Origin of the sequence: Kitasatospora sp. NBC_01287 (genome assembly GCF_026340565.1) — a bacterium.
GTDB lineage: Bacteria > Actinomycetota > Actinomycetes > Streptomycetales > Streptomycetaceae > Kitasatospora.
The window spans coordinates 2,606,016-2,630,978 of the sequence record NZ_JAPEPB010000001.1 but is presented as its reverse complement, the minus strand read 5'-3'; the positions used below and the strand labels follow the sequence as shown (position 1 = coordinate 2,630,978).

Below are 24,963 nucleotides of genomic sequence, written 5' to 3'. Positions count from 1 at the left end.
CCGGCCTGTGGGCCGGAGAGGAATGGGTCGTCGGATCGTCGGACCGGGACGTGGGGCGGTGGACGGCGGTCGTGCGGGGGTGGTGCACGCCGTGTTCGGTGCCTCGGAAGCTGACAGCTTAGTTTCCATGGTCCGGCTGCTGGGTGGCCCGCGGGTTGCCAGGACCGGAAAGGCCTGTCCTGGTCCGCGTGTGGATCTCTTCGCCATGCGGTGGTGGAGATCAAACCTGGGAAAGGTATCCGGGAACGACGTTGTTCCGAGAACGCGTGGGCGGCGCGGCCCGCGGTGGACCGAGGACGAGTGAGACGAGGCCGGGCATGAGCAGTGGGCAGGGGCAGGGGCAGGGGCAGGGGCAGGGGCAGGGCCAGGGACAAGGTCAGGGACAGGGCCGGGGCCAGGACGCCGGTGGCGCGGGCGGGCAGTCGCTGCCGGGCGGCGGTGACGGGGCGCCGCTGGGCGAGGTGTACGACTGGTTCCGGCGCGGTGAGCGGCTGCTGGCCGAGGGTCACCCGGCAGCCGCCGAGCAGTTGCTGGCCAGGGCGGCGGCGGTCGAGCCCGGCTCCAAGAGCATCCGGGAGATGCTGGCCAGGGCCCAGTTCGACGCGGGCTCCTACGCGGCCGCCGCGGAGAACTTCCAGGCCGTGGCCCAGGCCGATCCCTCGGACGACTACGCTCAGTTCGGCTGGGGGGTCGCCGCTGCCAGGCTCGGCGACTTCGAGACCTCGGCGGAGCACCTGGCGCTCGCGGTGGCCATGCAGCCGCAGGCCGAGCACTACCGGGCGGCGCTGCGCCAGACCCGGGCCACCCTGGCGGCCCGGGCGGGCAAGTGGGGCCCGCCGCTGCCGGGCGCACCCGGTTACCAGGCACCGCACCAGCGCACCGACGAGTCGAACGATGGGGACGATCAGGCATGACGGACACGCAGCTCCCGGGCCGCAGCGACCAGCCGCTGACGGCGGCGTACGACACCGCACTGCTCGATCTGGACGGGGTGGTCTACGCCGGCCAGGGCGCCATCGCGCACGCGGTGGACTCGCTGGCGGCGGCCCGCGAGGCCGGGATGCGGCTCGCGTACGTCACCAACAACGCCTCCCGGCCGCCCCGGGTGGTCGCCGAGCACCTCACCGAGCTGGGCGTTCCGGCCGAGCCGTCCGATGTGATCAACTCCGCCCAGGCGGCCGCCCGGCTGGTCGCCGAGAAGGTGCCGGCCGGGTCGAAGGTGCTGGTGATCGGCGGGGCGGGGCTGGTCGAGGCACTGGCCGAGCGGGGACTGGTGGCGGTCGACTCGCTGTCCGACGGCCCGGCGGCCGTGGTGCAGGGCTTCGACCCCTCGGTCGGCTGGGAGCGGCTGGCCGAGGCGTCCTACGCGGTGGCGAGCGGGCTGCCCTGGGTGGCCTCCAACACCGACCTGTCGATCCCGACGGCACGCGGGGTGGCACCGGGCAACGGGACGCTGGTGGCCGCCGTCCGGGCCGCGACCGGCGCCGAGCCCGAGGTGGCGGGCAAGCCGCTGCCGCCGATGCACCGTGAGACGGTGCTGCGGACCGGGGCGAAGCGGCCGCTGGTGGTCGGCGACCGGCTGGACACCGACATCGAGGGCGCCCACAACGGCGGCGTGGACAGCCTGCTGGTCTTCACCGGTGTGGCCACCCCCGCGCAGCTGCTCGGCGCGCCGGTCGAGCACCGCCCCACCTACCTGGCGGCCGACCTGCGCGGGCTCCTGCGGCCGCACCCGGCCGTGACGGCGGGCCCTGAGGGCGGCTTCGTCTGCCGCGGCCGCTGGGCGAAGGTGGCGGACGGTGAGCTGCGGGTCGGTGGCGAGGCCGAGGGCGGCGAGGGCGACGACGACGGTTTTGACGGCCTGCGGGCGCTGTGCGCGATGGCCTGGGCGGAGCTGGACCGCACCGGGGAGGCGGTGGACGGGCGCAAGGCGCTGGCTGAGCTCGGCTTCTGAACGGGCCGCGGCCCGGGGCGGCGGGCCGCTGTCGAGGTCGCGGGCAGCGGGTCAGAGCAGGGTGCGCAGCCGGAGCAGGTCGCGGAAGCCCGCCTCCAGCCTGACCCGGCCGCCGGCCCAGGCGCCGGCGAAGTTCAGCCGGCCGCCGACCAGCGCGACCAGGTCATCGCTGGTCATGGTGAGCCGGATCGCGGCCTTGGTGCCGGGGGCGCCGGGTGCCTGCGCGAGGTCCTCGATCCGGCCGCCGCGCAGCACGCCGGTGAAGGTCAGGTCCAGGTCGGTGAGCCAGCAGCTGAGCGAGCGGTCCAGCGCGGCCGCCCGGCGTAGGTCGCCGCCCGCCTGTGCCAGGTTCCGGCTGAGCTGCTCCAGCGCCGTGCGGCACTCCTCTGGTTCGGCCACGGTCTCGCCTCCGGGGTCAGGGGTGTCGGGCCACGGTACCGGGTGCGGCCGGTTGCGCCGGGCGCCCAGTGCTGCCGCGCGCCGGTGGGCGGACGCGGTAGCGTCGTTTCCGGGCACAGCACGGCCAGGACGGCATGGAGGAGGCACCGGGAGATGCGGCAGTTGCTTCGGGGGTACGTGGAGGTGGCCACCGGGCTCGCGGAGGCGGTCGGTCGCCGGGCGGTGGGGACGGCGGCCGAGCTGCTGGAGCGCGCCGGGGTGGACCTGGCGGCGGCCGAGCGCACCGTGGCGACCCAGCTGCCGCCGGTCGTCCAGCGGCTGGAGACCCTGACCCAGGAGTTCGTGACGGTCGGCCGGGGCGGGTTGGACCTGGCGCTCGGCCTGGCCCGTGCGGAGGCCGAGAAGGCGGTCGAGCGGGTCGGCCGGCTGGGCGACCAGGTGGTGAAGGTCGGCGTGGTCCTCGCCTACCTGGAGGGCAAGCTGCACGACCTGGAGGGCACCGACCGCGAGGCAGCCGAGGCCGAGGCCGGTGCCGAGTCGGGCGCGGATTCAGGCCCGAGGCGGGAGAAGTCGGGCGGATCGACTTTCCCGGCCGGTCGGGCGGAGGCCCTGTTCGCGGAGGGCTGGCAGCCCGAGCCCCCGGCCGGCGTGGCAGGCGAGGAGGGCGATGTGGGTGAGGAGGGCGAGGAAGGCGAGGCCGCAGGCTTCGCCACCGGCCCGCTGGAGCCGCAGCCGCAGGAGCCGCCGGCGGTGAAGCGGGCGGCGGCGAAGCGGTCCCCGGCGAAGAAGAGCGCGCCGAAGAAGGCCGCGGCGAAGAAGGCCGCGGCCGAGCAGCCGGCCGCGAAGAAGGCGCCCGCTGCCAAGAAGGCGCCCGCCACCAAGAAGACGGCCGCTGCCAAGAAGGCGCCCGCCACCAAGAAGGCCGCCCGCGCGCCGAAGCCCCGGACGGACACCGGCGATGTCTGAGCCGCCCCTGGCACCTCCGGCACCTCCGGCACCCGAGGCCGTGAGCCCGTGGGAGCCGGAGCCCGAGCCGCTCGGCGTCCCGCTGGACCCCACCGGCCACCCCGGGGTCGACGCCGCCCTGGACCGCCTCGCGGTGTTGGACGGGGTGCCCACCACCGAGCACGCGGCCGTGTACGAAGATGTCCACGAGACCCTGAGCACCATCCTCACCACCCTCGACGACAGCTAGACCGCTGGACCGCTGAGAACTGAACCGCTAGGAGCTGAACCACCCGTGGCAGTGGCACGACGCCGACTCGACGCAGAGCTGGTCCGCCGCAATCTGGCCCGCTCGCGCGAGCACGCCAGCGAGCTGATCGCGGCCGGGCGGGTGAGCATCGGCGGGGCCACCGCGACCAAGCCGGCCACCCAGGTGGAGACCTCGGCGGCCGTGGTGGTCGCCAAGGACGAGAACGACCCGGACTACGTCTCGCGCGGCGGCCACAAGCTGGCCGGCGCGTTCGCCGCCTTCGTCCCGCAGGGCCTGGTGGTCCAGGGCCGCCGGGCGCTCGACGCGGGCGCGTCCACCGGCGGGTTCACCGACGTGCTGCTGCGGTCCGGGGCGGCCGGTGTCCTGGCCGTGGACGTCGGCTACGGGCAGCTGGCCTGGTCGCTGCAGAGCGACGACCGGGTGACCGTGATGGACCGCACCAACGTGCGCGAGCTGACCGTGGAGCTGATCGGCGGTGAGCCGGTCGACCTGGTGGTCGGCGACCTCTCCTTCATCTCGCTCGGCCTGGTGCTGCCCGCCCTGGCCTCCTGCGCCGCGCCGGACGCCGACCTGGTGCTGATGGTCAAGCCGCAGTTCGAGATCGGCAAGGAGCGCCTCGGCAGCGGCGGCGTGGTCCGCAGCCCGCAGCTGCGGGCCGAGATGGTCCGTCAGGTGGCCGGACAGGCATGGGAGTTGGGCCTTGGTGTACGCGCGGTGACGGCCAGCCCGCTGCCCGGCCCTTCCGGTAACGTTGAGTACTTCTTGTGGCTGCGGCGTGACGCACCGCAGCTCGATCCGGCCGAGGCGGACCGGGCCGTCGCCGAGGGGCCCCGCTAGGCTGCCGGGACAGGTGCGTCGAGGCCGGCGCCGCGGCAGCGGGGGGACCGGTCCAGGGCAGCACGTCGTGGGCCCTGGTGCGAAGGGCGACAACACGCGACCCGGTGGACGTAGGGAGAGGGCATGAGCGAGGGACGTACGGTCTTCCTGATCGCGCACACCGGCCGGGAGGCCGCGCTGCGCAGTGTCGAGCAGTTGGTCGAGGGCCTGTTGAAGGCGGGCATCAGGATCAGGCTGCTGGCCGCCGAAGCGGTCGACCTCGATCTGCCCGACGGGGTGGAGACGGTGCGGGCGGGGCACGGTGCGGCCGACGGCTGCGAACTGATCCTGGTGGCCGGCGGCGACGGCACGCTGCTGCGCGGTGCCGAGCTCTCCCGGGACACCGGGTTGCCGATGCTGGGCATCAACCTGGGCCGGGTCGGCTTCCTGGCCGAGGCGGAGCGGGACGACCTGGCCGTGGTGGTCGAGCGAGTGGTGGACGGCGCCTACGAGGTCGAGGAGCGGATGACCCTCGACGTGCTGGTCCGCACCAACGGCGACGTGGTGCACGAGGACTGGGCGCTCAACGAGGCCTCGGTGGAGAAGGCTTCCCGGGAGCGGATGCTGGAGGTGGTCACCGAGGTGGACGGCCGTCCGGTGTCCAACTTCGGCTGCGACGGGGTGGTCCTCTCCACCCCGACCGGTTCCACCGCCTACGCCTTCTCCGGCGGCGGCCCGGTGGTCTGGCCGGAGGTGGAGGCGCTGCTGATGGTGCCGATCAGCGCGCACGCGCTCTTCGCCCGGCCGCTGGTGACCTCGCCGGACTCGGTGCTGGCTGTCGAGGTGATGCCCAAGACGCCGCACGGGGTGCTCTGGTGCGACGGGCGGCGCTCCTTCGAGCTGCCGGCCGGGGCCCGGGTGGAGGTGCGGCGCGGCAAGGTGCCGGTCCGGCTGGCCCGGCTGCACCAGGCGCCGTTCACCGATCGCCTGGTGGCCAAGTTCGCGCTGCCGGTGACCGGCTGGCGCGGCCGCTCGCTCTGCTGACTGTCCGTCACCAACGCGGTGGCGGTGGCGGTCAGACGGCCAGCGCCTCCGCCGCCGGGGCGCCGTGCCGGCCCTGCTCCGCCGCCGCGACCGCCGCCGCGGCCGCCAGCCGTTCGGCGGTGGTGGTCGCGGCCGCGGCGGGCACCGTCAGCGGCAGCCGGACGAAGGCCTCGAAGGCGCCGTCCGTCCCGAATCGCGAGCCCATCGCGATCCGCAGGCCGAGCTGCTCGCCGGCCCGGGCGAGGGCCGCGCCCGAGAGGCCGGCGGTGTCCAGCCAGAGCGTCATGCCGCCGGCCGGTTCGGCGAACCGCCAGCTCGGCAGGTGCTCGCGCAGGGCCGGCAGCAGCGCCGCCACGCTCTCGCGCAGCCGGGCCAGCCGGTGCTCGCGAAGCTCGGTGAACCGCTCGCCGATCAGGGCCGCGCAGATCAGCTGGTCCAGCACCGGCGTGCCGACGTCGATGTGGATCCGGTCGGCGGCCAGTCGCCGGACCAGCGCGGGTGAGGCCCTGATCCAGCCGACCCGCAGGCCGCCCCAGATCAGCTTGCCGGCCGAGCCCACGGTGACCACCTCGGCGGTCCGGTCCAGCGCGGCCATCGGCCGGGGCATCCGGTCGGTGCCCCAGCCCAGCTCCGCCATCGTCTCGTCCGCCAGCACCGTCGTCCCGGCGGCCCGGGCGGCGGCGAGCAGCTCGCGGCGCTGCTCCTCGCCGATCAGCGCACCGGTCGGGTTGTGGAAGTCGGGGATCAGGTAGGCCAGGCGCGGGCTCGCGCCGCGCAGCACCTGGCGCCAGTCGTCCAGGTCCCAGCGCGGCAGCTGCTCGGCGCCTTGGGGCCGGTGCTGCGGGACGGGCACCAGCCGGGCTCCGGACTGGCGCAGCGCGCGCAGCTGGTGCGCGTAGCTGGGCGACTCGACGGCCACCCGGTCGCCGCGCCGCAGCAGCCCGCGCCGCACCAGGTCGAGCGCGCTCATCGCGCCCGTGGTGATCAGGATCTGGTCGGGGGTGGTGGGCAGCCCGCGCTCGGTGAACCGCTGGGCCACCGCCTCGCGCAGCACCGGGACGCCGGTGGGGTAGTGGCCGTGGCCCAGCGCGTAGGCGGGCAGTTGCTCCATGGCGCGGGCGGCGGCCTCGGCGAGCAGCGGCTGCGGCGCGGCCGGGGAGGCGGCGCCCAGGTCGATCAGCTGCCCGCAGGAGTCGGGCGGCAGCGGGAAGAGCGCGTCGGTGGGCGGCGAGCTGCCGGCGGGCAGTGCCGTCCAGCTGCCCGAGCCGCGCCGGCTGTGCAGGTAGCCCTCGGCGCGCAGCGTCTCGTAGGCGGTGGCGATGGTGGTCCGGCTCAGCTCCAGGGCGGCGGCCAGCTCGCGTTCGGCGGGCATCCGGGTGCCCACCGGCAGCCGTCCCTCGCTGACCAGGCGCTGGACCTGGGCGGCCAGCGCCCGGTAGGCGGGGCGGCGCTGCCGCCCCGCGGTGGCCGACGCGGGGGTGGCGCGCAGCAGCCGGGCGAGGGCGGGCGGCGTGATGGTGCTCTGCCAGTCGCTCATCGGGAGCAGTCCACTTCACTCGGATTGGCCCTGTAAGCGAGGCCAGTGGACTTCCCATCATGGCAGGGCGGCCCGCTCGACGGCAGTGGGCCCGTGCACCGTCCGTAAGGAGCCCTCGATGGCGATCCTCGCCCTGCCCCGCGACACCTCGACCCTCGGCCGCCGCCTGCCCCAGCTGCTGGGCGGCCTGGTGCTGTACGGCGTCAGCAACGGCCTGACCTACCGCGCCGCGCTCGGGCTCGACCCCTGGGACGTCTTCCACCAGGGGCTGGCCGAACGGCTGGGCCTGAGCATCGGGACGGTGGTCAACCTGACCGGCGTCTGCGTGCTGCTGCTCTGGCTCCCGCTGCGCCAGCGCCCGGGCATCGGGACGCTCGGCAACGTGCTGATCCTCGGCGTGGCGATGGACCGCACCATCGCGCTGCTGCCGGTCCAGCACGGCCTCGCCGCGCGGATCGCGCTGCTGACCGCCGGGATCCTGCTCAACGGGCTGGCCACCGGCCTCTACATCGGCGCGGGCCTGGGCCCCGGCCCGCGCGACGGCCTGATGACCGGCCTGCACCGGCGCACCGGCCGCTCGCTGCGCCTGATGCGCACCGGCCTTGAGCTGACCGTGCTGCTGGTCGGCATGTTGCTGGGCGGCCAGGCGGGGGTGGGGACGATCGCGTACGCACTGGCGATCGGCCCGCTGGCGCAGTTCTTCCTGCGCTGGTGCGCGGTCCCGACCGTGGAGAGCCGGACCGTTCCGGTGGAGGGCCGGGCCGTTCCGGACGCGGAGGCCCGGAAGGAATGAACTTCGGCCCCCTGGGCCCCGGCTCGTCGCGCGCCGGGGCCGGGGTCTCGTAAGGTCGTCTCCGTGTTGGACGAGATGCGGATACGGGATCTTGGTGTCATCGACGACGCGGTGGTGGAGCTGGCACCCGGCTTCACCGTCGTGACCGGTGAGACCGGTGCGGGCAAGACCATGGTGGTGACCAGTCTGGGCCTGCTGCTCGGTGGTCGGGCCGACCCCGGGCTGGTCCGCGGCGGCGCGGAGCGGGCCGTGGTCGAGGGCCGGCTCACCCTGCCCGCCGACTCCCCGGCGGCACTGCGCGCACTGGAGGCCGGCGCGGAGCTGGACGACGGCGCGCTGCTGATCAGCCGCACCGTCTCCGCCGAGGGCCGCTCACGCGCGCACGTCGGCGGCCGCTCGGTGCCGGTGGGCCTGCTCACCGAGCTGGGCGAAGACCTGATCGCGGTGCACGGCCAGAGCGACCAGCAGCGGCTGCTGCGCCCGGCCCGCCAGCGCGGCGCGCTGGACCGCTACGCGGGCGCGGCGGTGGCCGACGCGCTGGCCCGCTACCGGGCCGGCTACCGGCGGCTGCGCGAGGTCTCCACGGCCCTGGCCGAGCTGACCACCCAGGCCCGGGAGCGGGCCCAGGAGGCCGATCTGCTCCGCTTCGGCCTGGAGGAGGTCGCCGCCGCCGAACCGGTGGCCGGCGAGGAGGTGGAGCTGGCCGCCGAGGCCGAGCGGCTGGGGCACGCCGACGCGCTCTCCTCCTCCGCCGTGCTCGCGCACGCCGCGCTGGCCGGCGATCCTAGCGACCCCGACACGCTGGACGCCGGCACCCTGCTCGGCCAGGCCCGCCGCGCGCTGGAGGGCGTGCGGAGCCACGACGAGCGGCTGGCCACGCTGGCCGAGCGGCTGGCCGAGGTCGGCTACCTGCTCGCCGACGTGGCCGGCGACCTCGCGCTCTACGCCGACGACCTGGACGCCGACCCGGCCCGGCTGGCCGCGGTCGAGGAGCGCCGCGCGGTGCTGGCCCAGCTGCTGCGCAAGTACGGCAGCGTCGAGGGCGGCACCGCCGAGGTGGTCGCCTGGGCCGAGCAGGGCGCCCAGCGGCTGGTGGAGCTGGACGGCGACGACGAGCGGATCGAGGAGCTGGCCGCCGAGGAGGCCGAGCTGCGCGCCGCCCTGGCCGTGCTGGCCACCGAGCTCTCCGCCGCCCGGCAGGCGGCGGCCGGCCGGTTCGCCCAGGCGGTCTCGGCCGAGCTGACCGAGCTGGCCATGCCGCACGCCAAGGTCACCTTCGCGCTGAGCCGGATCGAGGACCCGGACGGCCTGGAGCTTCAGGGCCGCACCGTCGCCTACGGCTCGCACGGCGTGGACGAGGTCGAGGTGCTGCTCGCGCCGCACCCGGGCGCGGCGCCGCGCCCGATCGCCAAGGGTGCCTCCGGCGGTGAGCTCTCCCGGGTGATGCTCGCCGTCGAGGTGGTCTTCGCCGCCTCCGACCCGGTGCCCACCTACCTCTTCGACGAGGTGGACGCGGGCGTCGGCGGCAAGGCGGCCGTCGAGATCGGGCGGCGGCTGGCCAAGCTGGCCCGCAGCGCCCAGGTCGTGGTGGTCACCCACCTGCCGCAGGTCGCGGCCTTCGCCGACCGCCACCTGGTGGTGGAGAAGACCAACGACGGCACGGTCACCCGCAGTGGCGTGAAGACCCTCGGCGACGAGGAGCGGGTGCGCGAACTGTCCCGGATGCTGGCCGGCCTGGAGGACTCCGAGCTGGGCCGGGCGCACGCCGAGGAGCTGCTGGCCGCCGCCCGCGGGCCCAAGGAGGCCTGAGCCCCGCCCGAGCAGGCCTGAGCCCCGCCCGTGGTGCCGACCGGCCCCGCCCGTGGTGCCGACTGTCCAAGAGCCCTCGCGACCTGGCATGGTGGCGACGGAGCTTGGTTTTCTAAGTGAGAGCGATACGACGTGGACCATTCCCCGGACCCGGGCCAGTTGCACGTAGTGCTGGTGCTGTCCGCCGGCAGCGGCGGGATCGGCGCCCATGTGCGCTCGCTGGCCCAGGGCCTGACCGCACACGGGGTCAAGGTGACCCTCTGCGCACCCGCCGAGTCCGACGCGCTCTTCGGGCTCTCCCGCACCGGCGCGGTCTTCCATCCGGTGGAGATCACCCCGACCTCGGGTGCCCGCAGCGACGCCGTCGCGATCGGCGAGCTGCGCCGGGCCTTCACCGGCGCCGACCTGGTGCACGCGCACGGCCTGCGGGCCGGCCTGCTCGCCGATCTGGCGCTGCGCACCGCGGGCCGGCTGCCGGGGCTGCGGCCCGAGACCCCGCTGGTGGTGACGTTCCATCACGCCCTGCTGGCCACCGGCCTGGAGCGGCGGCTGCAGCGGCTGATGGAGCGTCGGGTGGCGCGCGCCGCCGACCTGGTGCTCGGTGCCTCCTCCGACCTGGTGGCCAGGGCCCGGGAGCTGGGCGCCACCGATGCCCGGCTCGGCCCGGTGGCCGCACCGCCGCGCGAGGTGGCGGGCCTGGACCGGGCGGCGGCCCGCGCCGCGCTGCTCGCCCCCGGCGAGCCGGACCGGCCGCTGGTGCTGGCGGTGGGCCGACTGGTGCCGCACAAGGGCTACGCCCAGCTGCTGGACGCCGCCCACGGTCTCGGCGACGTGCTGGTGCTGATCGCCGGGGACGGCCCCCAGCAGGCGGAGCTGGCCGAGCGGGTGGCCGCCGAGCAGCTGCCGGTGCGGCTGCTGGGCCACCGCGCCGACGTGCCCGAACTGCTGGCCGCCGCCGACCTGGTGGTGATCCCCAGCCGGTGGGAGGCCCGCTCGCTGGTCGCCCAGGAGGCGCTGCGGGCCGGGGTGCCGCTGGTGGCGACCGCGGTCGGCGGGATCCCCGAGCTGGTCGGCGACGCCGCCGAGCTGGTCCCCGGCGGTGACCCGGCGGCGCTCGCGGCGGCGGTCCGCTCGCTGCTGGCCGACCCCGGGCGCCGGGCCGCGCTCGCCGAGGCGGGCCCCCTCCAGGCCGAGACCTGGCCGGACGAGGCCGCCACCGTGGCGCAGGTGCTCAGCACCTACGACGAGCTGGTCCAGCGCCGCTGAGCCGGCGCCGCCGCACGGGCACCCGGCCCTGGACCCCGCCCCGGGCCCGGCCTCAGGACCGGACGGGCTGGCGCCCGGGCTGCCGGGCCGCGTTCTCGGCGGCCGGCGGCTGCGGGGCGAGGTAGGCGGCGCCGCAGGCGGTCAGCCGCAGCGCGGTGTCGATCAGCGGCACGTGGCTGAAGGCCTGCGGGAAGTTGCCGACCTGCCGCTTGAGCCGCGGGTCCCACTCCTCGGCCAGTAGTCCCAGGTCGTTGCGGAGCGCGAGCAGCTTCTCGAACAGCTCGCGCGCCTCGGCCACCCGCCCGATCATCGCCAGGTCGTCGGCCAGCCAGAACGAGCAGGCCAGGAACGCACCCTCGTGGCCGGAGAGCCCGTCGACATTCGCGCCGGACTCGTCGTGGGTGGGGTAGCGCAGCACGAAGCCGTCCTCGGTGGAGAGCTCGCGCTGGATCGCCTCGATGGTGCCGATCACCCGCTTGTCGTCCGGCGGCAGGAAGCCCACCTGCGGGATCAGCAGCAGCGAGGCGTCCAGCTCGGTGCCGCCGTAGTACTGGGTGAAGGTGTTGCGCCCGGCGTCGTAGCCCTTCTCGCAGACGTCCGCGTGGATCTCGTCGCGCAGCGCCCGCCAGCGGTCCAGCGGGCCCTCGGCCGGGGTCTGCTCGATCAGCTTGATGGTGCGGTCCACCGCGACCCAGGCCATCACCTTGGAGTGGACGAAGTGCCGGCGCGGCCCGCGCACCTCCCAGATGCCCTCGTCGGGGGCCTTCCAGTGCTCCTCCAGGTAGCTGATCAGGCGCAGCTGGAGCAGGTGGGCGTGGTCGTTGCGGGACAGCCCGGTCATCTGGGCCAGGTAGAGCGCCTCGACCACCTCGCCGTAGACGTCGAGCTGGAGCTGGTCGGCGGCGCCGTTGCCGACCCGCACCGGGGCCGAGCCCTCGTAGCCGGGCAGCCAGTCGAGCACCGACTCGTTCAGCTCGCGCCGGCCGGTGATGGTGTACATGATCTGCAGGTTCTCCGGGTCGCCGGCCACCGCGCGCAGCAGCCACTCGCGCCAGGCCCGCGCCTCCTCCCGGTAGCCGGTGCGCAGCAGCGAGGAGAGGGTGATCGCGGCGTCCCGCAGCCAGGTGTAGCGGTAGTCCCAGTTGCGCTCGCCGCCGATGTCCTCGGGCAGCGAGGTGGTGGGCGCCGCCACGATGCCGCCGGTGGGGGCGTAGGTGAGGGCCTTGAGGGTGATCAGCGAGCGGACCACGGCCTCCTGGTAGGGGCCCTGGTAGGTGCACTGGCTGACCCAGTCGAGCCAGAACTCCTCGGTCAGCGCGAGTGAGCCCTCCGGGTCGGGGAGTTCCGGCGGAGCCATGTGCGAGCGCTGCCAGGTGAGGGCGAAGGCCACCCGCTCGCCCGCCTCGACGGTGAAGTCCGCGTAGGTGGTCAGGTCCCGGCCGTAGGTCTCGGACTCGCCGTCCAGCCAGACCGAATCGGGCCCCGCCACCGCGACCGTGCGGTGCGCGTCGCCCTGCTCGACCCGGTGCACCCAGGGGACGATCTTGCCGTAGCTGAACCGCATCCGGACCGCCGAGCGCATCCGCACCTGGCCGGTCAGGCCCTCCACGATCCGGATCATCTGCGGCACCGGCTCCTGCCCGCTCAGGTGCCGCGGCGGCATGAAGTCGATCACCCGAACGCTGCCGCGCGGGGTGTCCCACTCCTGCTCCAGGATCAGCGAGTCACCCCGGTAGCGGCGCCGGTCGGCGGGCACGGCGGGCGCGGACGCGCTGCTCGGCACCACCTTCAGGTCACTCGTATCGGTGAACGGGGCCCGCGGGGCCGGCGCGGTCGGCGCGGCGGCCGGGCGGTCCTGGCCGCCGACCGGATCGGCCTCGGCGGGGCCGATCCGCCAGAAGCCGTGTTCATCGGTGCCCAGCAGGCCGGCGAAGACGGCGGGGGAGTCGAATCGGGGCAGGCAGAGCCAGTCCACGGCGCCATCTCTGCTGACCAGGGCGGCGGTCTGCATGTCCCCGATAAGTGCGTAGTCCTCGATACGGCCGGCCACGTGCATCTCCAGTTCGCGGTAGTGCTCGGCGGTCGCCGACGGGGCGAGAGCGGATGCTGCGGGGCCGGGGGTGACACGCGTGCCAAGTCCGGGCGCCGCTTCGACCCGCGGGTGGCGGGGGTCGGGCACGGGCCGCGCGGAACCGCGGATGTGGGTTCCTGGAACTGGCTCTGGAGTGAACTGGTGGAGCGGGGGAGTCCGGTCGCGCATCGGGGACGGAGAGGTGTCGTCCGGACCCCTCGTCCTCGCCTGCTCTGCTGTCGGCGATGCGTCCGTGCAGGATACGACGACGGGAGGGGGCTGAGCACCCGGAAACGATCAGGTACCGCCGTCTGCCCAGGCACGGTGAGTGAAAGTAGCCCGCCTGGGTGAGAACGGCAGTTGAACGGGCGATCCGGGACTGATCATTCCGGGTCATGCCGCCCTGATCACCTGGGCCCTGGCGGCGGCTCGATGATCACCCGGGCGGGTCAGCGGCCGGGTGGCCGACCGCGCGCCGCCGTCCTCGCTGATACCCTGGTATCCCGTGGACTGGTGGATCAACCGCCCCGGACCCGCTGACTGACGACCTCCGATTACTGACGTGGCGTCACCTCCAGCGACCGCACTCCACCAGCGTCATCATCGACTGCGACCCACGGGAGCCCCCTCTTGGCACAGCCCCATTCCGGCAAAGCGGCGAACGGCCGCGCCGTGACGACCAAGCACCTCTTCGTCACCGGGGGTGTCGCCTCATCGCTCGGCAAGGGGCTCACGGCCTCCAGCCTCGGTGCCCTGCTCAAGGCCCGCGGCCTGCGGGTGACGATGCAGAAGCTCGACCCGTACCTCAACGTGGACCCGGGCACCATGAACCCGTTCCAGCACGGTGAGGTCTTCGTCACCGACGACGGCGCGGAGACGGACCTGGACATCGGCCACTACGAGCGGTTCCTGGACACCAACCTGCACGGCTCGGCCAACGTCACCACCGGCCAGGTCTACTCGACGGTGATCGCCAAGGAGCGGCGCGGCGAGTACCTGGGCGACACCGTCCAGGTGATCCCGCACATCACCAACGAGATCAAGTCCCGGATCCGCCGGATGGCGACCGAGGACGTCGACGTGGTGATCACCGAGGTCGGCGGCACGGTCGGCGACATCGAGTCGCTGCCGTTCCTGGAGGCCGTCCGCCAGGTCCGCCACGAGGTCGGCCGGGACAACGTCTTCTTCGTGCACGTCTCGCTGCTGCCCTACATCGGCCCCTCCGGCGAGCTGAAGACCAAGCCCACCCAGCACTCGGTGGCCGCGCTGCGCAACATCGGCATCCAGCCGGACGCCATCGTGCTGCGCGCCGACCGCGAGGTGCCGCAGGCCATCAAGCGCAAGATCTCGCTGATGTGCGACGTGGACGAGGAGGCCGTGGTCGCGGCCATCGACGCCAAGTCGATCTACGACATCCCCAAGGTGCTGCACGGCGAGGGCCTGGACGCCTACGTGGTGCGCCGGCTCGACCTGGCCTTCCGCGACGTGGACTGGACCACCTGGGACGACCTGCTGCGCCGGGTCCACGAGCCCCAGCACATCGTCAAGGTGGCGCTGGTCGGCAAGTACATCGACCTGCCCGACGCCTACCTCTCGGTCACCGAGGCGCTGCGCGCCGGCGGCTTCGCCAACAACGCCCGGGTCGAGATCAAGTGGGTCACCTCCGACGACTGCGAGACGCCCGAGGGTGCCCGCGAGCAGCTCGGCGACGTGGACGCGATCTGCATCCCCGGCGGCTTCGGCGACCGCGGGGTCAACGGCAAGGTGGCCGCGATCACCTTCGCCCGCGAGAACCGGGTCCCGCTGCTGGGCCTCTGCCTGGGCCTGCAGTGCGTGGTGATCGAGGCGGCCCGCAACCTGGCCGGGCTGCCCGACGCCAACTCCACCGAGTTCGAGCCGGCCGCCCAGCACCCGGTGATCTCCACCATGGCCGAGCAGCTGGCGATCGTGGACGGCAAGGGCGATCTGGGCGGCACCATGCGCCTGGGCCTCTACCCGGCCAAGCTGGCCGAGGGCTCGATCGTCCGCGAGGTCTACGGCGGCGAGCAGTACGTCGAGGAGCGCCACCGCCACCGCTACGAGGTCAACAACGCCTACCGCGCGGACCTGGAGAAGACCGGCCTGCAGTTCTCCGGCCTCTCGCCCAAGGGCGACCTGGTGGAGTACGTGGAGTACCCGCGCGAGGTGCACCCGTACCTGGTGGCCACCCAGGCCCACCCGGAGCTGAAGTCCCGCCCGACCCGCCCGCACCCGCTCTTCGCGGGCCTGGTGGCCGCGGCGATCAAGATCAAGACCGGCGCCGAGTAGTCACCCGGTTCCGGTGAACGGCGGCCCCGCGGACCTCGCGGGGCCGCCGTTCGGCGTTAGATTGTGTCGTACTGACGAGAAGCGGTACTGGCGAGAAGTCGTGCGGGCGAGAAGGGGAGATCGACATGGTCGAGCAGATCCGTGACGAGGCGGAGGAGTGGACGGTGCGCGCCAGCAGCACGCCGTTCCAGGGGCGGGTCACCGGGGTGCGCACCGACGAGGTGCTGATGCCCGACGGCGGCTACCAGCGGCGCGACTACCAGACCCACCCGGGTTCGGTCGCGGTGCTGGCGCTGGACGACCGGCAGCGGGTGCTGCTGGTGCGCCAGTACCGCCACCCGGTGCGAGCGCGCCTGTGGGAGCTGCCCGCCGGGCTGCTCGACGTGCCGGGCGAGAACCCGCTGCACGCCGCGCAGCGCGAGCTCTACGAGGAGGCGCACTGCAAGGCGGAGAGCTGGCGGGTGCTGGTGGACTTCTACACCTCGCCCGGCGGCACCGACGAGGCGCTGCGGATCTTCCTGGCCACCGACCTGGCCGAGGCGCGGGGGGAGAAGTACGCGGCGGACGGCGAGGAGCTGGAGATCCAGCTCGCCCGGGTGCCGTTGGAGGAGCTGGTCGAGCTGGTGCTGGCGGGGGAGCTGCACAACCCCACGCTGATCTCCGGCACCCTCGCGCTGCGGGCCGCGCTGACCGGCCCCGGCCTCCCGGCGCTGCGCCCGGCCGACGCGCCCTGGCCGGCCCGCCCGTTCACCGCCTGAGGGCCTGCGCCAGGATCGATCGGACGCGGGCGCCGAGGCCGCACGCCTGGTGCGCCTGGTGCGCCTGGTACGCCCGGGTGATTTGCCACTTGGTCATACCGGTGTCCCCTCGGCCCGGGGCCCCGCGCGAACTACGCTTCGCAGACGGGTAGCTGGGCGACCGGGTCGGGAGTGGCGCAGGTGGCGAGGAAGACGGCGACGATGGACGCACGCCCGGCTCCCGACGGGCCGGTGGCCGGCCTGCCACCGGGCCTGCGCCCGTTCGTCGGGCGGGCCGCCGAGCTGGCCGCGCTGCGGACCGAGGCCCGCCGCCCGCCCGGCGACAGCTGCCGGGTGCTGGTGGTCACCGGGCGGCCGGGCTCCGGGCGCACCACGCTGGCCCGGCACTTCGCCCGCTCGCTGGCGGGCGAGTACCAGGTGCTGGCCGAGCGGCTGACCGGGCCGGACGGCGCCGCCGAGCCGCCCGGCACCATCGCCCGGCGGCTGCTCGCCGCGCTCGACCGGCCCTGCGACGCGCTGCCGCCGCCACCGCCGGGCGGCCCAGCGGGCGGCCCAGCGGGCGGGCCCGGCGCACGGCCGCCGACGGCGGACCAGGTGGCGGACCAGGCGGCTGACGGGGCCTGCGCGCTGCTGCGCGAGGCGCTGACCGGGCGGGCCACCCTGCTGCTGCTCGACGACGTCGCGGACGCCGCCCAGCTGCGCCCGCTGCTGCCCGACGAGCCGCGCTGCCTGGTGCTGGCCACCACCGCCGGACCGCTCACCGCGCTGGCCGACCGCTTCCGGGTGGACCCGGTGATCCTGCGGGGCCTGGACGAGGCGGCCGCCGCCGAGTTGCTCACCGCGCTGGTCGGCGGCACCCGGGTCGGCTGCGACCCGGTCGGCGCGGCGGACCTGGCCGAGGCCTGTGCCGGGCGCCCGGCGCCGCTGCGGCTGATGGCCCACTGGCTGCGGGCCCACCCCAAGGCGGCCGTCCCCGAGGCGGCGACCGCGCTGCGCGAGGCCGGCGGCGAGGTGCTGCCGGCCGCCTTCGGGCTGCGCTACCGGGCGCTGCCGGTGGCCCAGGCCCGGCTGCTGCGCGCCCTCACGCTGGCCCCGGGCGGGCGGGCCGACCCGCGCACCGCCTCCGCGCTGGCCGGCTGCCCCGCGCCGGAGGCCGCCGCCGGGCTGCTCGCGCTGGCCGAGGGCGAGCTGCTGGAGGAGCGCCGACCGGGCGCCGACGGCACCCCGCGCTACCGGGTGCCGGGCCGCTTCTTCGTGGAGCTCGCCGAGCTGCGCGAGCGGCTGGACCGTCCCGGTGAGGTGCAGCTGGCCAGGGCCCGGCTGCTGGAGCGGCTGGTGCGGCTGGTCGACGCGGCCCGCGCGCTGCTCGAACCCGGGCACGGCACGCCCGACCCGCTGCCCGGGCCGCTGCGGCTGCGCACCGCCGCGCAGGCCCGCGGCTGGCTGCTGGGCGAGCGGGAGCTGCTGCTCGCGGCGGCCGAGCAGGCGGTCGAGCGCGCGGACCTGGACGGCACGGCGGCCCGGCTGGTCGGCGGGCTGCTGCGGGCCCTGCCCTCGGCCGGGCCGCTCGCGCCCGCCGACGCCTACCGGCTGCACCGGCTGGTGCTCACCTGCGCCGAGCGGCAGGAGGCGCCCCGGCGGGCCGCGGCCGCGCTGCTCAACCTGGCCGAGCTGCGGGCCGCCGCCGGCCAGTGGCAGGCCGCCGCCGGGCACTACCGGGCCGCCCACGCGCACAGCCGCGCCCCGCTGGACGAGACGGTCGCGGCCCGCGCCCTGGAGGGCGTGGCGGAGTGCCACCGGGCGCTCGGCGACGCGGTGCGCGCCGCCGACAGCTACGGCCGGGCGCTGGTGCTGCGCCGGGGCCTGGACGAGCCCGGGGCCCAGGCCCGGCTGCTGGCCCGGATCGGTGAGGCGCACGCCGCCCAGCGCCGCTTCGAGGAGGCCGCCAGGGAGTACCGGGAGGCGCTGGTGCTGCTGCGCCGGATCGGCGACGAGCGGGGCGCGGCGGCGGTGGCGGCGGTGCTGGAGCGGCTTACCGGGCGCGGGTGAGCCAGGTCACCGGAGTGGACTCCGGATGATCGGCAGATGATCTTCCGGTAGACCTTGGGAGGGTTGGGAGGTTTGCCGGTTGTGCGGCGGTTTGCCAGGAACGATCCGAGGCAAGCCTACGAATCTGCCAACGACGGCAGCATATTTAGTCACTTTGGAAGGCTGGCGGATTCGCTGGGCTTCATTACACTCGACTTAGTCGCGCAGTGCAGCGTGCCCCGGCCCTGCCGGAGGTCTGCCTTGTGCCGGCGCCCGCCGGTCTTCCCCCGGTTGGGACTCCCATGGCAAGAGGGACGTGTTTAACCGTGACCAAGGTCGGCATCCCCCGCGAGGTCAAGAACCACGAGTACCGCGTGGCCATCACGCCCGCCGGCGTGCATGAGCTGGTCCGCAACGGGCACGAGGTCTTCATCGAGGACGGCGCCGGTGTCGGCTCGTCCATCCCCAACGAGGAGTACGTGGCCGCCGGCGCCACCATCCTCCCGACGGCCGACGAGGTCTGGGCCACCGCCGACCTGCTGCTGAAGGTCAAGGAGCCGATCGCTTCGGAGTACCACCGGCTGCGCAAGGGGCAGACTCTCTTCACCTACCTGCACCTGGCGGCCGACAAGGCCGGCACCGACGCGCTGGTCGCCTCCGGCACCACCGCGATCGCCTACGAGACGGTGCAGCTGGGCAACGGCGCGCTGCCGCTGCTCGCCCCGATGTCCGAGGTCGCGGGCCGGCTGGCCCCGCAGGTCGGCTCCTACCACCTGATGCGCCCGGCCGGCGGCCGCGGTGTGCTGCCCGGCGGCGTGCCCGGCACCCACCCGGCCAAGGCCGTCGTCATCGGCGGTGGCGTCTCCGGCTGGCACGCGGCCACCATCGCGATCGGCATGGGCTACGAGGTGACCCTGCTGGACCGCGACATCAACAAGCTGCGCGAGGCCGACAAGATCTTCGGCACCAAGATCAAGGCCATCATGTCCAACGGCTTCGAGCTGGAGAAGGCCGTGCTGGAGGCCGACCTGGTGATCGGCGCCGTGCTGATCCCGGGCGCCAAGGCTCCCAAGCTGGTCACCAACGAGCTGGTCTCCCGGATGAAGCCGGGCTCCGTGCTGGTCGACATCGCCATCGACCAGGGCGGCTGCTTCGAGGACTCCCGCGCCACCACGCACGCCGAGCCGACCTTCGAGGTCCACAACTCGGTCTTCTACTGCGTGGCGAACATGCCGGGCGCCGTCCCGAACACCTCCACCTACGCGCTGACCAACGCGACCCTGCCCTACGTGGTCGAGCTGGCCAACCGCGGCTGGAAGGAGGCCCTGAAGCGCGACGCCGCGCTGGCCAAGGGCCTGAACGTGCACGAGGGCCAGATCACCTACGCCGCGGTCGCCGAGGCCTTCGGCCTGCCCTCCATCTCCCTGGACAGCGTGCTCGCCTGACGTCGCGCCAGTAGTGCGCGGGCGACCGCGCGTCCCGCTCGTAGGCCCCTGGTCGGTGGTAGCCGACCAGGGGCCTCGGCGTGCCTCCACGCGCCGTCAACGCGCCGAGGGTCGGGTCACCCGCCCCTTGACAGAACCCGGTCGGACAGCCGACACATCGGGCCCACTACCGTGGATTGTGTTGCTGCGAACGCCCGAAACGGCCTAGAGTCGCAAACCGTCGGCATGGTGTCAGGCTGACGAATCGACATAATGCCCTGGATGCCCAAGGAGGTAAGACGACTTGTGAATGAGTCGACATTTGCTCCCGGGGGTGGTCAGCCAGGACTGGCGGAGCGTGTCTCCGGACAGCCGACCGACGACACCGGGGCCGCACTTTCCACTGTCGGGGCCAGTGAGGTCGGCACGGTTGCCGTGCGCACCTTCGAGGCCCGGCAGGCCGCCGGCCAGCCGACCGTCTACGAGGCCGACCTGCCGGGGCAGGGCCTCGGCTACGCCGAGTTCGCCTACGGCTCCTACGACGACCCGGACGCCGAGTACGAGCCGGACCCCGAGTACGCCGCCACGCTGGCGCCCGACGCGGCCCGCCAGCGCCGCGAGCGGATCGGTCCCACCGGCCGTCCGCTGCCGTACTTCCCGATCCCCGCGCCGCTGGCCGAGCACGGTCCCGCGCAGATCATCGCGATGTGCAACCAGAAGGGCGGCGTCGGCAAGACCACCTCGACCATCAACCTGGGCGCCGCGCTGGCCGAGTACGGCCGCCGGGTGCTGCTGGTCGACTTCGACCCGCAGGGCGCGCTCTCGGTGGGCCTCGGGGTCAACCCGATGGAGCTGGACGTCACCGTCTACAACCTGCTCATGGAGCGGGGCCTGACGGCCGACGAGGTGCTGCTGAAGACCGCCATCCCCGGGATGGACCTGCTGCCCTCCAACATCGACCTGTCGGCCGCCGAGGTGCAGCTGGTCAGCGAGGTGGCCCGGGAGTCGGCGCTGGCGCGGGCGCTCAAGCCGCTGCTGCCGGACTACGACTTCGTGATCATCGACTGCCAGCCCTCGCTGGGCCTGCTGACGGTCAACGCGCTGACCGCCGCGCACAGCGTGATCGTCCCGCTGGAGTGCGAGTTCTTCGCGCTGCGAGGCGTGGCGCTGCTCACCGAGACGATCGAGAAGGTCTGCGAGCGGCTCAACCCCGAGCTGCGGCTGGACGGCATCCTGGCCACCATGTACGACTCGCGCACCGTGCACAGCCGCGAGGTGCTGGCCCGGGTGGTCGAGGCCTTCGGTGACCACGTCTTCCACACCGTGATCGGGCGTACCGTCCGGTTCCCCGAGACCACGGTGGCCGGCGAGCCGATCACGACGTACGCGACCAATTCGGTGGGCGCCGCCGCCTATCGCCAGCTCGCCAGGGAGGTGCTCGACCGGTGCCGCCCCGTCGAGTGAGCCTCCCGGGGGCCGACGAGCTGTTCCGCACCACCGGGGGGATGGCGCTGTCGCCCTCCCGGGCCAGCCGCTCCGCCGCCGAACCGGCGGAGGGCGGCAACGGTGCCGCGCAGCCCGACGCCGCTTCGGCTGACGCTCCCTCGGGCGGTGCCGGCGAGGCCGGCCCGGCCGTCGCCCGACCGCGGATCGAGCGCGTTCCGGGCCCCCCCGCACCGGCCGCCACCGGTGCCCCGGCCCCGCCCCGCACCCCGCCGGCCGCGCCAGGGCCGGCCGAGGAGCAGGGCGCGGACAGCGCCGCCCGGCGCCGCCCGCGCGGGCGCGCCCCGCGCCGCCCCAGCGGGCGCGAGCGGCACGACGAGAAGATCACCGTGTACGTCTCCGCCGAGGAGCTGATGGACCTGGAGCACGCACGCCTGGTCCTGCGCGGCGAGCACGGCCTCGCGGTGGACCGCGGCCGGGTGGTCCGGGAGGCCATCGCGGTCGTCCTGGCCGACCTGGAGCAGCGGGGTGAGGCCAGCATCCTGGTCCGGCGGTTGCGCGGCCGCTGAGCGCGCCCGGCGTGTGAAGATGGACCGCGATGGCCAGCACCTCCCCAGCCCCCGCGGCGAGCGGCGCCGCGACCGCCGGTGACAGCGCCGCCGCGGCCGATGCCGCCGCGGGCAGCGCCGCAGCGGAGGCCGCCCCTGACGGTGCGCGCGGCGCGTTCCAGGTGCGGCTGGCCAACTTCGAGGGTCCCTTCGACCTGCTGCTCGGCCTGATCGCCAAGCACAAGCTGGACGTCACCGAGGTCGCGCTGGCCCAGGTCACCGACGAGTTCATGGCCCACCTGCGGGCCATGGGCCCAGATTGGGACCTGGACGCGACCACCGAGTTCCTGGTGGTAGCGGCCACCCTGCTCGACCTCAAGGCGGCCCGGCTGCTGCCCGCCGCCGAGGTCGAGGACGAGGAGGACCTCGCCCTGCTGGAGGCCCGCGACCTGCTCTTCGCCCGACTGCTGCAGTACCGCGCCTACAAGCGGGTGGCGGCGGTCTTCGAGCGGCGCTGGGCCGCCGAGCAGCGCCGCCGTCCGCGCACCGTGGGCCTGGAGCCGCAGCACGCCGAGCTGCTGCCCGAGGTGGTGATCCACATCGGCCTGGAGCGGTTCGCCCGGCTGGCCGCCAAGGCGATGACGCCCAGGCCGAAGCCGGCGGTCTACGTGGACCACATCCACACCCCGGCGGTCAGCGTGCGCGAGCAGGCCGCGCTGGTGGCGGCCCACCTGGCCGAGCACGGCGAGGCGCGGTTCGGCGAGCTGGTCGCGGACGCGGCGGACACGCTGGTGGTGGTAGCGCGCTTCCTGGCGCTGCTGGAGCTCTACCGGGAGCGGGCGCTGGCCTTCGAGCAGCCGGAACCGCTGGGGGAGCTGACGGTCCGTTGGGTGGCCGACCCGCAGCGGGTGGTGATCGAGGTGACGGACGAGTTCGACGGCCCGGTGGCCGATGACCAGGGAGCGGGGAGTCGAGGATGAGCGGGACCGCCGAGGACCAGGGGCCGACGGGGGCCGGCGGCGGGCGGCCGGCCCGGCGCGCCCTGGGGCTGCCGGGTCAGGTCCGGGAGGACGAGTGGCTGGAGCCGGCCTACCCGGGCGAGGTGTGGATCGAGCCGGCGGACGGGGCCGGTGCGGTCGACGCGGTCGACGCGGTGGACGCGGTGGACGCGGCCGGGCCGGTTGTCCTGCCGCCGCGGGCCGCACCGGCCGCCGAGCTGGTCGAGCCCGAGGAGGCCGGGCCCGAGGAGCCTGAGGAGCCCGAGGCCGCCGCGGCGGAGCGGGACGGGGCCGGGGGTGGGGTCAGCGACGAGGTCGGCCTCAGGGCCGCGCTGGAGGCCGTGCTGATGGTGGCCGACGAGCCGCTGGGCGACGCCCGGCTGGCACAGGTGGTGGAGCGGCCGCGTGCCGAGGTGGCGGCGGCGCTGCGGGAGTTGACAGCCGAGTACGCCGCCCAGGGGCGCGGTTTCGAGCTGCGGCTGGTGGCCGGCGGCTGGCGGTTCTACAGTGCGGCGGCGTGCGCTCCGGTGGTGGACCGGTACGTGCTGGACGGTCAGCAGGCCAGGCTCACCCAGGCCGCGCTGGAGACCCTGGCGGTGGTCGCCTACCGGCAGCCGGTCTCCAGATCCCGGGTATCCGCGGTACGTGGTGTGAACTGTGACGGCGTGATGCGTACCCTGGTACAGCGAGGACTGGTGGAAGAGACCGGGTCCGAGCCCGAAACAGGGGCGATCCTGTATCGGACGACGAACTACTTCCTGGAACGGATGGGGCTGCGCGGCTTGGACGAGCTGCCGGAGCTCGCCCCCTTCCTGCCCGAGGTCGACGACGTGGAAGCGGAGTCCCTCGAAGGCACCGTGATCGCGGACGCGGTCGCCGCCGTGAGCGCACGGGAAGTGCAGTGAGGTCGGCGGCACGACCCTCCCTCCCTGTCCGGTAGCGGGCAGGGAGGGGCCCAGCCCGATGGAATCGACGTTCGGACAATTGATGCGTAGTAGCGGTAGCGGTAACGGCAGGAACAGCAGTGGCGGTGGCGGTGGCGGCAGCCGCGGCGGGCAGCGGGGCGGCAGCGGCTCCTTCGGCAGCGGCAGCGGCGGCGGGAGCCGTGGCGGCAGCGGCAGTGGTGGCTCCTACGGCGGCGGTGGCGGCGGCCGTGGCGGTGGCGGCTCCTACGGCGGCGGTGGCGGTGGCCGTGGCGGTAGCAGCGGCGGTAGCGGTGGTCGTGGCGGCAGCAGCGGTGGCGGCTCCTACGGCGGCGGCGCCCGTGGCGGCAGCAGCGGTGGCGGCGGTCGTGGTGGCAGCGGTGGCGGCTCGTACGGTGGCGGTGGTCGTGGTGGCAGCGGCGGCGGCTCGTACAGCGGCGGGAGCCGTGGCGGCAGCAGCAGTGGCGGCTCCTACGGCGGCGGCGGCGCCCGTGGCGGCAGTGGCGGCGGCCGGGACGACCGGCGGGACGACCGCCAGTACCCCGACCGCCCGCTGCGCCCCGAGGAGCGCCGCTACGACCGTCCCGAGTTCGGCGGCGGCCCGAACGCCACCCCGGCCCGCGGCAGCTTCTCCGGCCGCCGTCCCAGCCCCGCGCCGCGCCCGCGCCGCGACGGCCAGGGCGCGCCGGGCGACCCGCGCCGCCAGCCGCAGCGGTCGCGCGAGCTGCAGGCCAAGATCGAGGACGCGGTGCTGCGCCGCCACGAGGGCGGTCCCGCCGAGAGCGTCGGCGAGGACGGCGAGCGCCTGCAGAAGGTGCTCGCCCGGGCCGGCATGGGCAGCCGGCGGGCCTGCGAGGAGCTGATCGAGCAGGGCCGGGTCGAGGTCAACGGCTCGCGGGTCACCGAGCAGGGCAGGCGGGTCGACCCCGAGAGCGATGAGATCAAGGTGGACGGCCTGACGGTCGCCACCCAGTCGTACCTGTTCTTCGCGCTCAACAAGCCGGCCGGCGTGGTCTCCACCATGGAGGACCCGGACGGCCGCCAGTGCCTGGGCGACTACGTGACCAACCGGGAGACCCGGCTGTTCCACGTGGGCCGGCTGGACACCGAGACCGAGGGCATCATCCTGCTCACCAACCACGGCGAGCTGGCCCACCGGCTGACCCACCCGCGCTACGGCGTCACCAAGACCTACCTGGCCGCGATCCAGGGCCCGATCCCGCGTGACCTGGGCAAGCAGCTGGCCCAGGGCATCGAGCTGGAGGACGGCTTCGCCCGCGCCGACAGCTTCAAGGTGATCTCCAACGTCGGCAAGAACTACCTGGTCGAGGTCACCCTGCACGAGGGCCGCAAGCACATCGTGCGCCGCATGCTGGCCGAGGCCGGGTTCCCGGTGGAGAAGCTGGTCCGCACCCACTTCGGCCCGATCGCGCTGGGCGACCAGAAGTCGGGCTGGCTGCGCCGGCTGACCAACCCCGAGGTGGGTCAGCTGATGAACGAGGTCGGCCTGTAACAGTGCCATCCAGGGGGGCCGCGCATCGACTCAGGTGTGCGGCCCCCCTGCCGCGTTTCGGGACAGGGTTGTCACAGGGATCGTCGGTGGCAGAAGATGGCCACGAAAACATCACT

General features: G+C 74.5%; 21 protein-coding genes. 18 read left to right on the top strand and 3 right to left on the bottom strand.

Features of this window, described 5'->3' with window-relative positions:
- Positions 1–317 precede the first annotated feature (317 nt).
- Entirely contained in the window at positions 318–914 is a 597-nt protein-coding gene (locus OG455_RS10885) for a tetratricopeptide repeat protein (protein ID WP_266292542.1), read from the top strand.
- Entirely contained in the window at positions 911–1,954 is a 1,044-nt protein-coding gene (locus tag OG455_RS10880; RefSeq protein WP_266292540.1) for an HAD-IIA family hydrolase, read from the top strand. Before OG455_RS10885 ends, OG455_RS10880 begins: the two co-directional genes overlap by 4 nt.
- A 51-nt stretch (positions 1,955–2,005) precedes the next feature.
- Here OG455_RS10880 and OG455_RS10875 read toward each other — a convergent pair whose 3' ends face one another.
- Positions 2,006–2,353 (bottom strand): sterol-binding protein, encoded by a 348-nt coding sequence (locus tag OG455_RS10875; RefSeq protein WP_266292538.1) that lies wholly within the window; start codon positions 2,351–2,353, stop codon positions 2,006–2,008.
- A gap of 153 nt (positions 2,354–2,506) precedes the next feature.
- Between OG455_RS10875 and OG455_RS10870 the strand changes: the two genes are divergently transcribed.
- The 4 genes from OG455_RS10870 to OG455_RS10855 all read left to right on the top strand — a co-directional run bounded on the left by OG455_RS10870 (position 2,507) and on the right by OG455_RS10855 (position 5,429).
- Positions 2,507–3,319 (top strand): hypothetical protein, encoded by an 813-nt coding sequence (locus tag OG455_RS10870; RefSeq protein ID WP_266292536.1) that lies wholly within the window; start codon positions 2,507–2,509, stop codon positions 3,317–3,319.
- Complete coding sequence (locus tag OG455_RS10865; protein ID WP_266292534.1) at positions 3,312–3,548, top strand: hypothetical protein; 237 nt, start codon at positions 3,312–3,314, stop codon at positions 3,546–3,548. Before OG455_RS10870 ends, OG455_RS10865 begins: the two co-directional genes overlap by 8 nt.
- Positions 3,549–3,599: 51 nt before the next feature.
- The gene (locus OG455_RS10860; RefSeq protein ID WP_266300727.1) at positions 3,600–4,406 is read left to right on the top strand and encodes a TlyA family RNA methyltransferase; all 807 of its coding nucleotides are present in this window, start codon (positions 3,600–3,602) and stop codon (positions 4,404–4,406) included.
- A gap of 123 nt (positions 4,407–4,529) precedes the next feature.
- A complete protein-coding gene (locus OG455_RS10855; RefSeq protein ID WP_266292532.1) occupies positions 4,530–5,429 on the top strand; it encodes an NAD kinase in 900 nt (299 codons plus the stop codon).
- 31 nt (positions 5,430–5,460) lie between these two features.
- Here OG455_RS10855 and OG455_RS10850 read toward each other — a convergent pair whose 3' ends face one another.
- Positions 5,461–6,966, bottom strand: coding sequence for a PLP-dependent aminotransferase family protein (locus OG455_RS10850; protein ID WP_266292530.1), 1,506 nt, complete (start codon positions 6,964–6,966; stop codon positions 5,461–5,463).
- Between the two features lie 118 nt (positions 6,967–7,084).
- Between OG455_RS10850 and OG455_RS10845 the strand changes: the two genes are divergently transcribed.
- From OG455_RS10845 to OG455_RS10835, 3 genes are all read left to right on the top strand, one after another.
- Positions 7,085–7,759 (top strand): YitT family protein, encoded by a 675-nt coding sequence (locus OG455_RS10845; RefSeq protein ID WP_266292528.1) that lies wholly within the window; start codon positions 7,085–7,087, stop codon positions 7,757–7,759.
- Between the two features lie 75 nt (positions 7,760–7,834).
- Positions 7,835–9,568 (top strand): DNA repair protein RecN, encoded by a 1,734-nt coding sequence (gene recN, locus OG455_RS10840; protein WP_266300726.1) that lies wholly within the window; start codon positions 7,835–7,837, stop codon positions 9,566–9,568.
- A gap of 132 nt (positions 9,569–9,700) precedes the next feature.
- Positions 9,701–10,834, top strand: a complete 1,134-nt coding sequence (locus tag OG455_RS10835) for a glycosyltransferase family 4 protein (RefSeq protein ID WP_266292526.1) — start codon at positions 9,701–9,703, stop codon at positions 10,832–10,834.
- Positions 10,835–10,886: 52 nt separating this feature from the next.
- On the opposite strand, the gene OG455_RS10830 is transcribed toward OG455_RS10835, so the two are convergent.
- On the bottom strand, positions 10,887–12,884 hold the full coding sequence (locus OG455_RS10830; RefSeq protein ID WP_266300725.1) for a glycoside hydrolase family 15 protein: 1,998 nt from the start codon (positions 12,882–12,884) through the stop codon (positions 10,887–10,889).
- Between the two features lie 693 nt (positions 12,885–13,577).
- Here OG455_RS10830 and OG455_RS10825 point away from each other — a divergent pair.
- The 9 genes from OG455_RS10825 (at position 13,578) to OG455_RS10785 (ending at position 24,847) form a co-directional block, all read left to right on the top strand.
- Positions 13,578–15,212, top strand: a complete 1,635-nt coding sequence (locus OG455_RS10825; RefSeq protein WP_266292524.1) for a CTP synthase — start codon at positions 13,578–13,580, stop codon at positions 15,210–15,212.
- A gap of 125 nt (positions 15,213–15,337) precedes the next feature.
- Positions 15,338–15,970 carry an NUDIX hydrolase gene (locus OG455_RS10820; protein ID WP_266292522.1) on the top strand — a complete coding sequence of 211 codons (633 nt, stop codon included), beginning with the start codon at positions 15,338–15,340 and terminating at the stop codon, positions 15,968–15,970.
- 201 nt (positions 15,971–16,171) lie between these two features.
- Positions 16,172–18,019 carry a tetratricopeptide repeat protein gene (locus OG455_RS10815; RefSeq protein WP_266292520.1) on the top strand — a complete coding sequence of 616 codons (1,848 nt, stop codon included), beginning with the start codon at positions 16,172–16,174 and terminating at the stop codon, positions 18,017–18,019.
- Between the two features lie 281 nt (positions 18,020–18,300).
- The gene (gene ald, locus OG455_RS10810) at positions 18,301–19,443 is read left to right on the top strand and encodes an alanine dehydrogenase (protein WP_266292518.1); all 1,143 of its coding nucleotides are present in this window, start codon (positions 18,301–18,303) and stop codon (positions 19,441–19,443) included.
- A 285-nt stretch (positions 19,444–19,728) separates the two neighbouring features.
- The gene (locus OG455_RS10805) at positions 19,729–20,886 is read left to right on the top strand and encodes a ParA family protein (RefSeq protein ID WP_266292516.1); all 1,158 of its coding nucleotides are present in this window, start codon (positions 19,729–19,731) and stop codon (positions 20,884–20,886) included.
- Between the two features lie 41 nt (positions 20,887–20,927).
- The gene (locus OG455_RS10800) at positions 20,928–21,434 is read left to right on the top strand and encodes a hypothetical protein (protein ID WP_266300724.1); all 507 of its coding nucleotides are present in this window, start codon (positions 20,928–20,930) and stop codon (positions 21,432–21,434) included.
- 29 nt (positions 21,435–21,463) lie between these two features.
- Positions 21,464–22,393: a ScpA family protein gene (locus tag OG455_RS10795; protein WP_266292514.1), complete on the top strand. Its 930-nt coding sequence runs from the start codon at positions 21,464–21,466 to the stop codon at positions 22,391–22,393.
- A 365-nt stretch (positions 22,394–22,758) separates the two neighbouring features.
- Complete coding sequence (scpB, locus tag OG455_RS10790; protein WP_266300723.1) at positions 22,759–23,316, top strand: SMC-Scp complex subunit ScpB; 558 nt, start codon at positions 22,759–22,761, stop codon at positions 23,314–23,316.
- An 82-nt stretch (positions 23,317–23,398) separates the two neighbouring features.
- Positions 23,399–24,847 (top strand): pseudouridine synthase, encoded by a 1,449-nt coding sequence (locus OG455_RS10785; RefSeq protein WP_266292512.1) that lies wholly within the window; start codon positions 23,399–23,401, stop codon positions 24,845–24,847.
- Positions 24,848–24,963 lie beyond the last annotated feature (116 nt).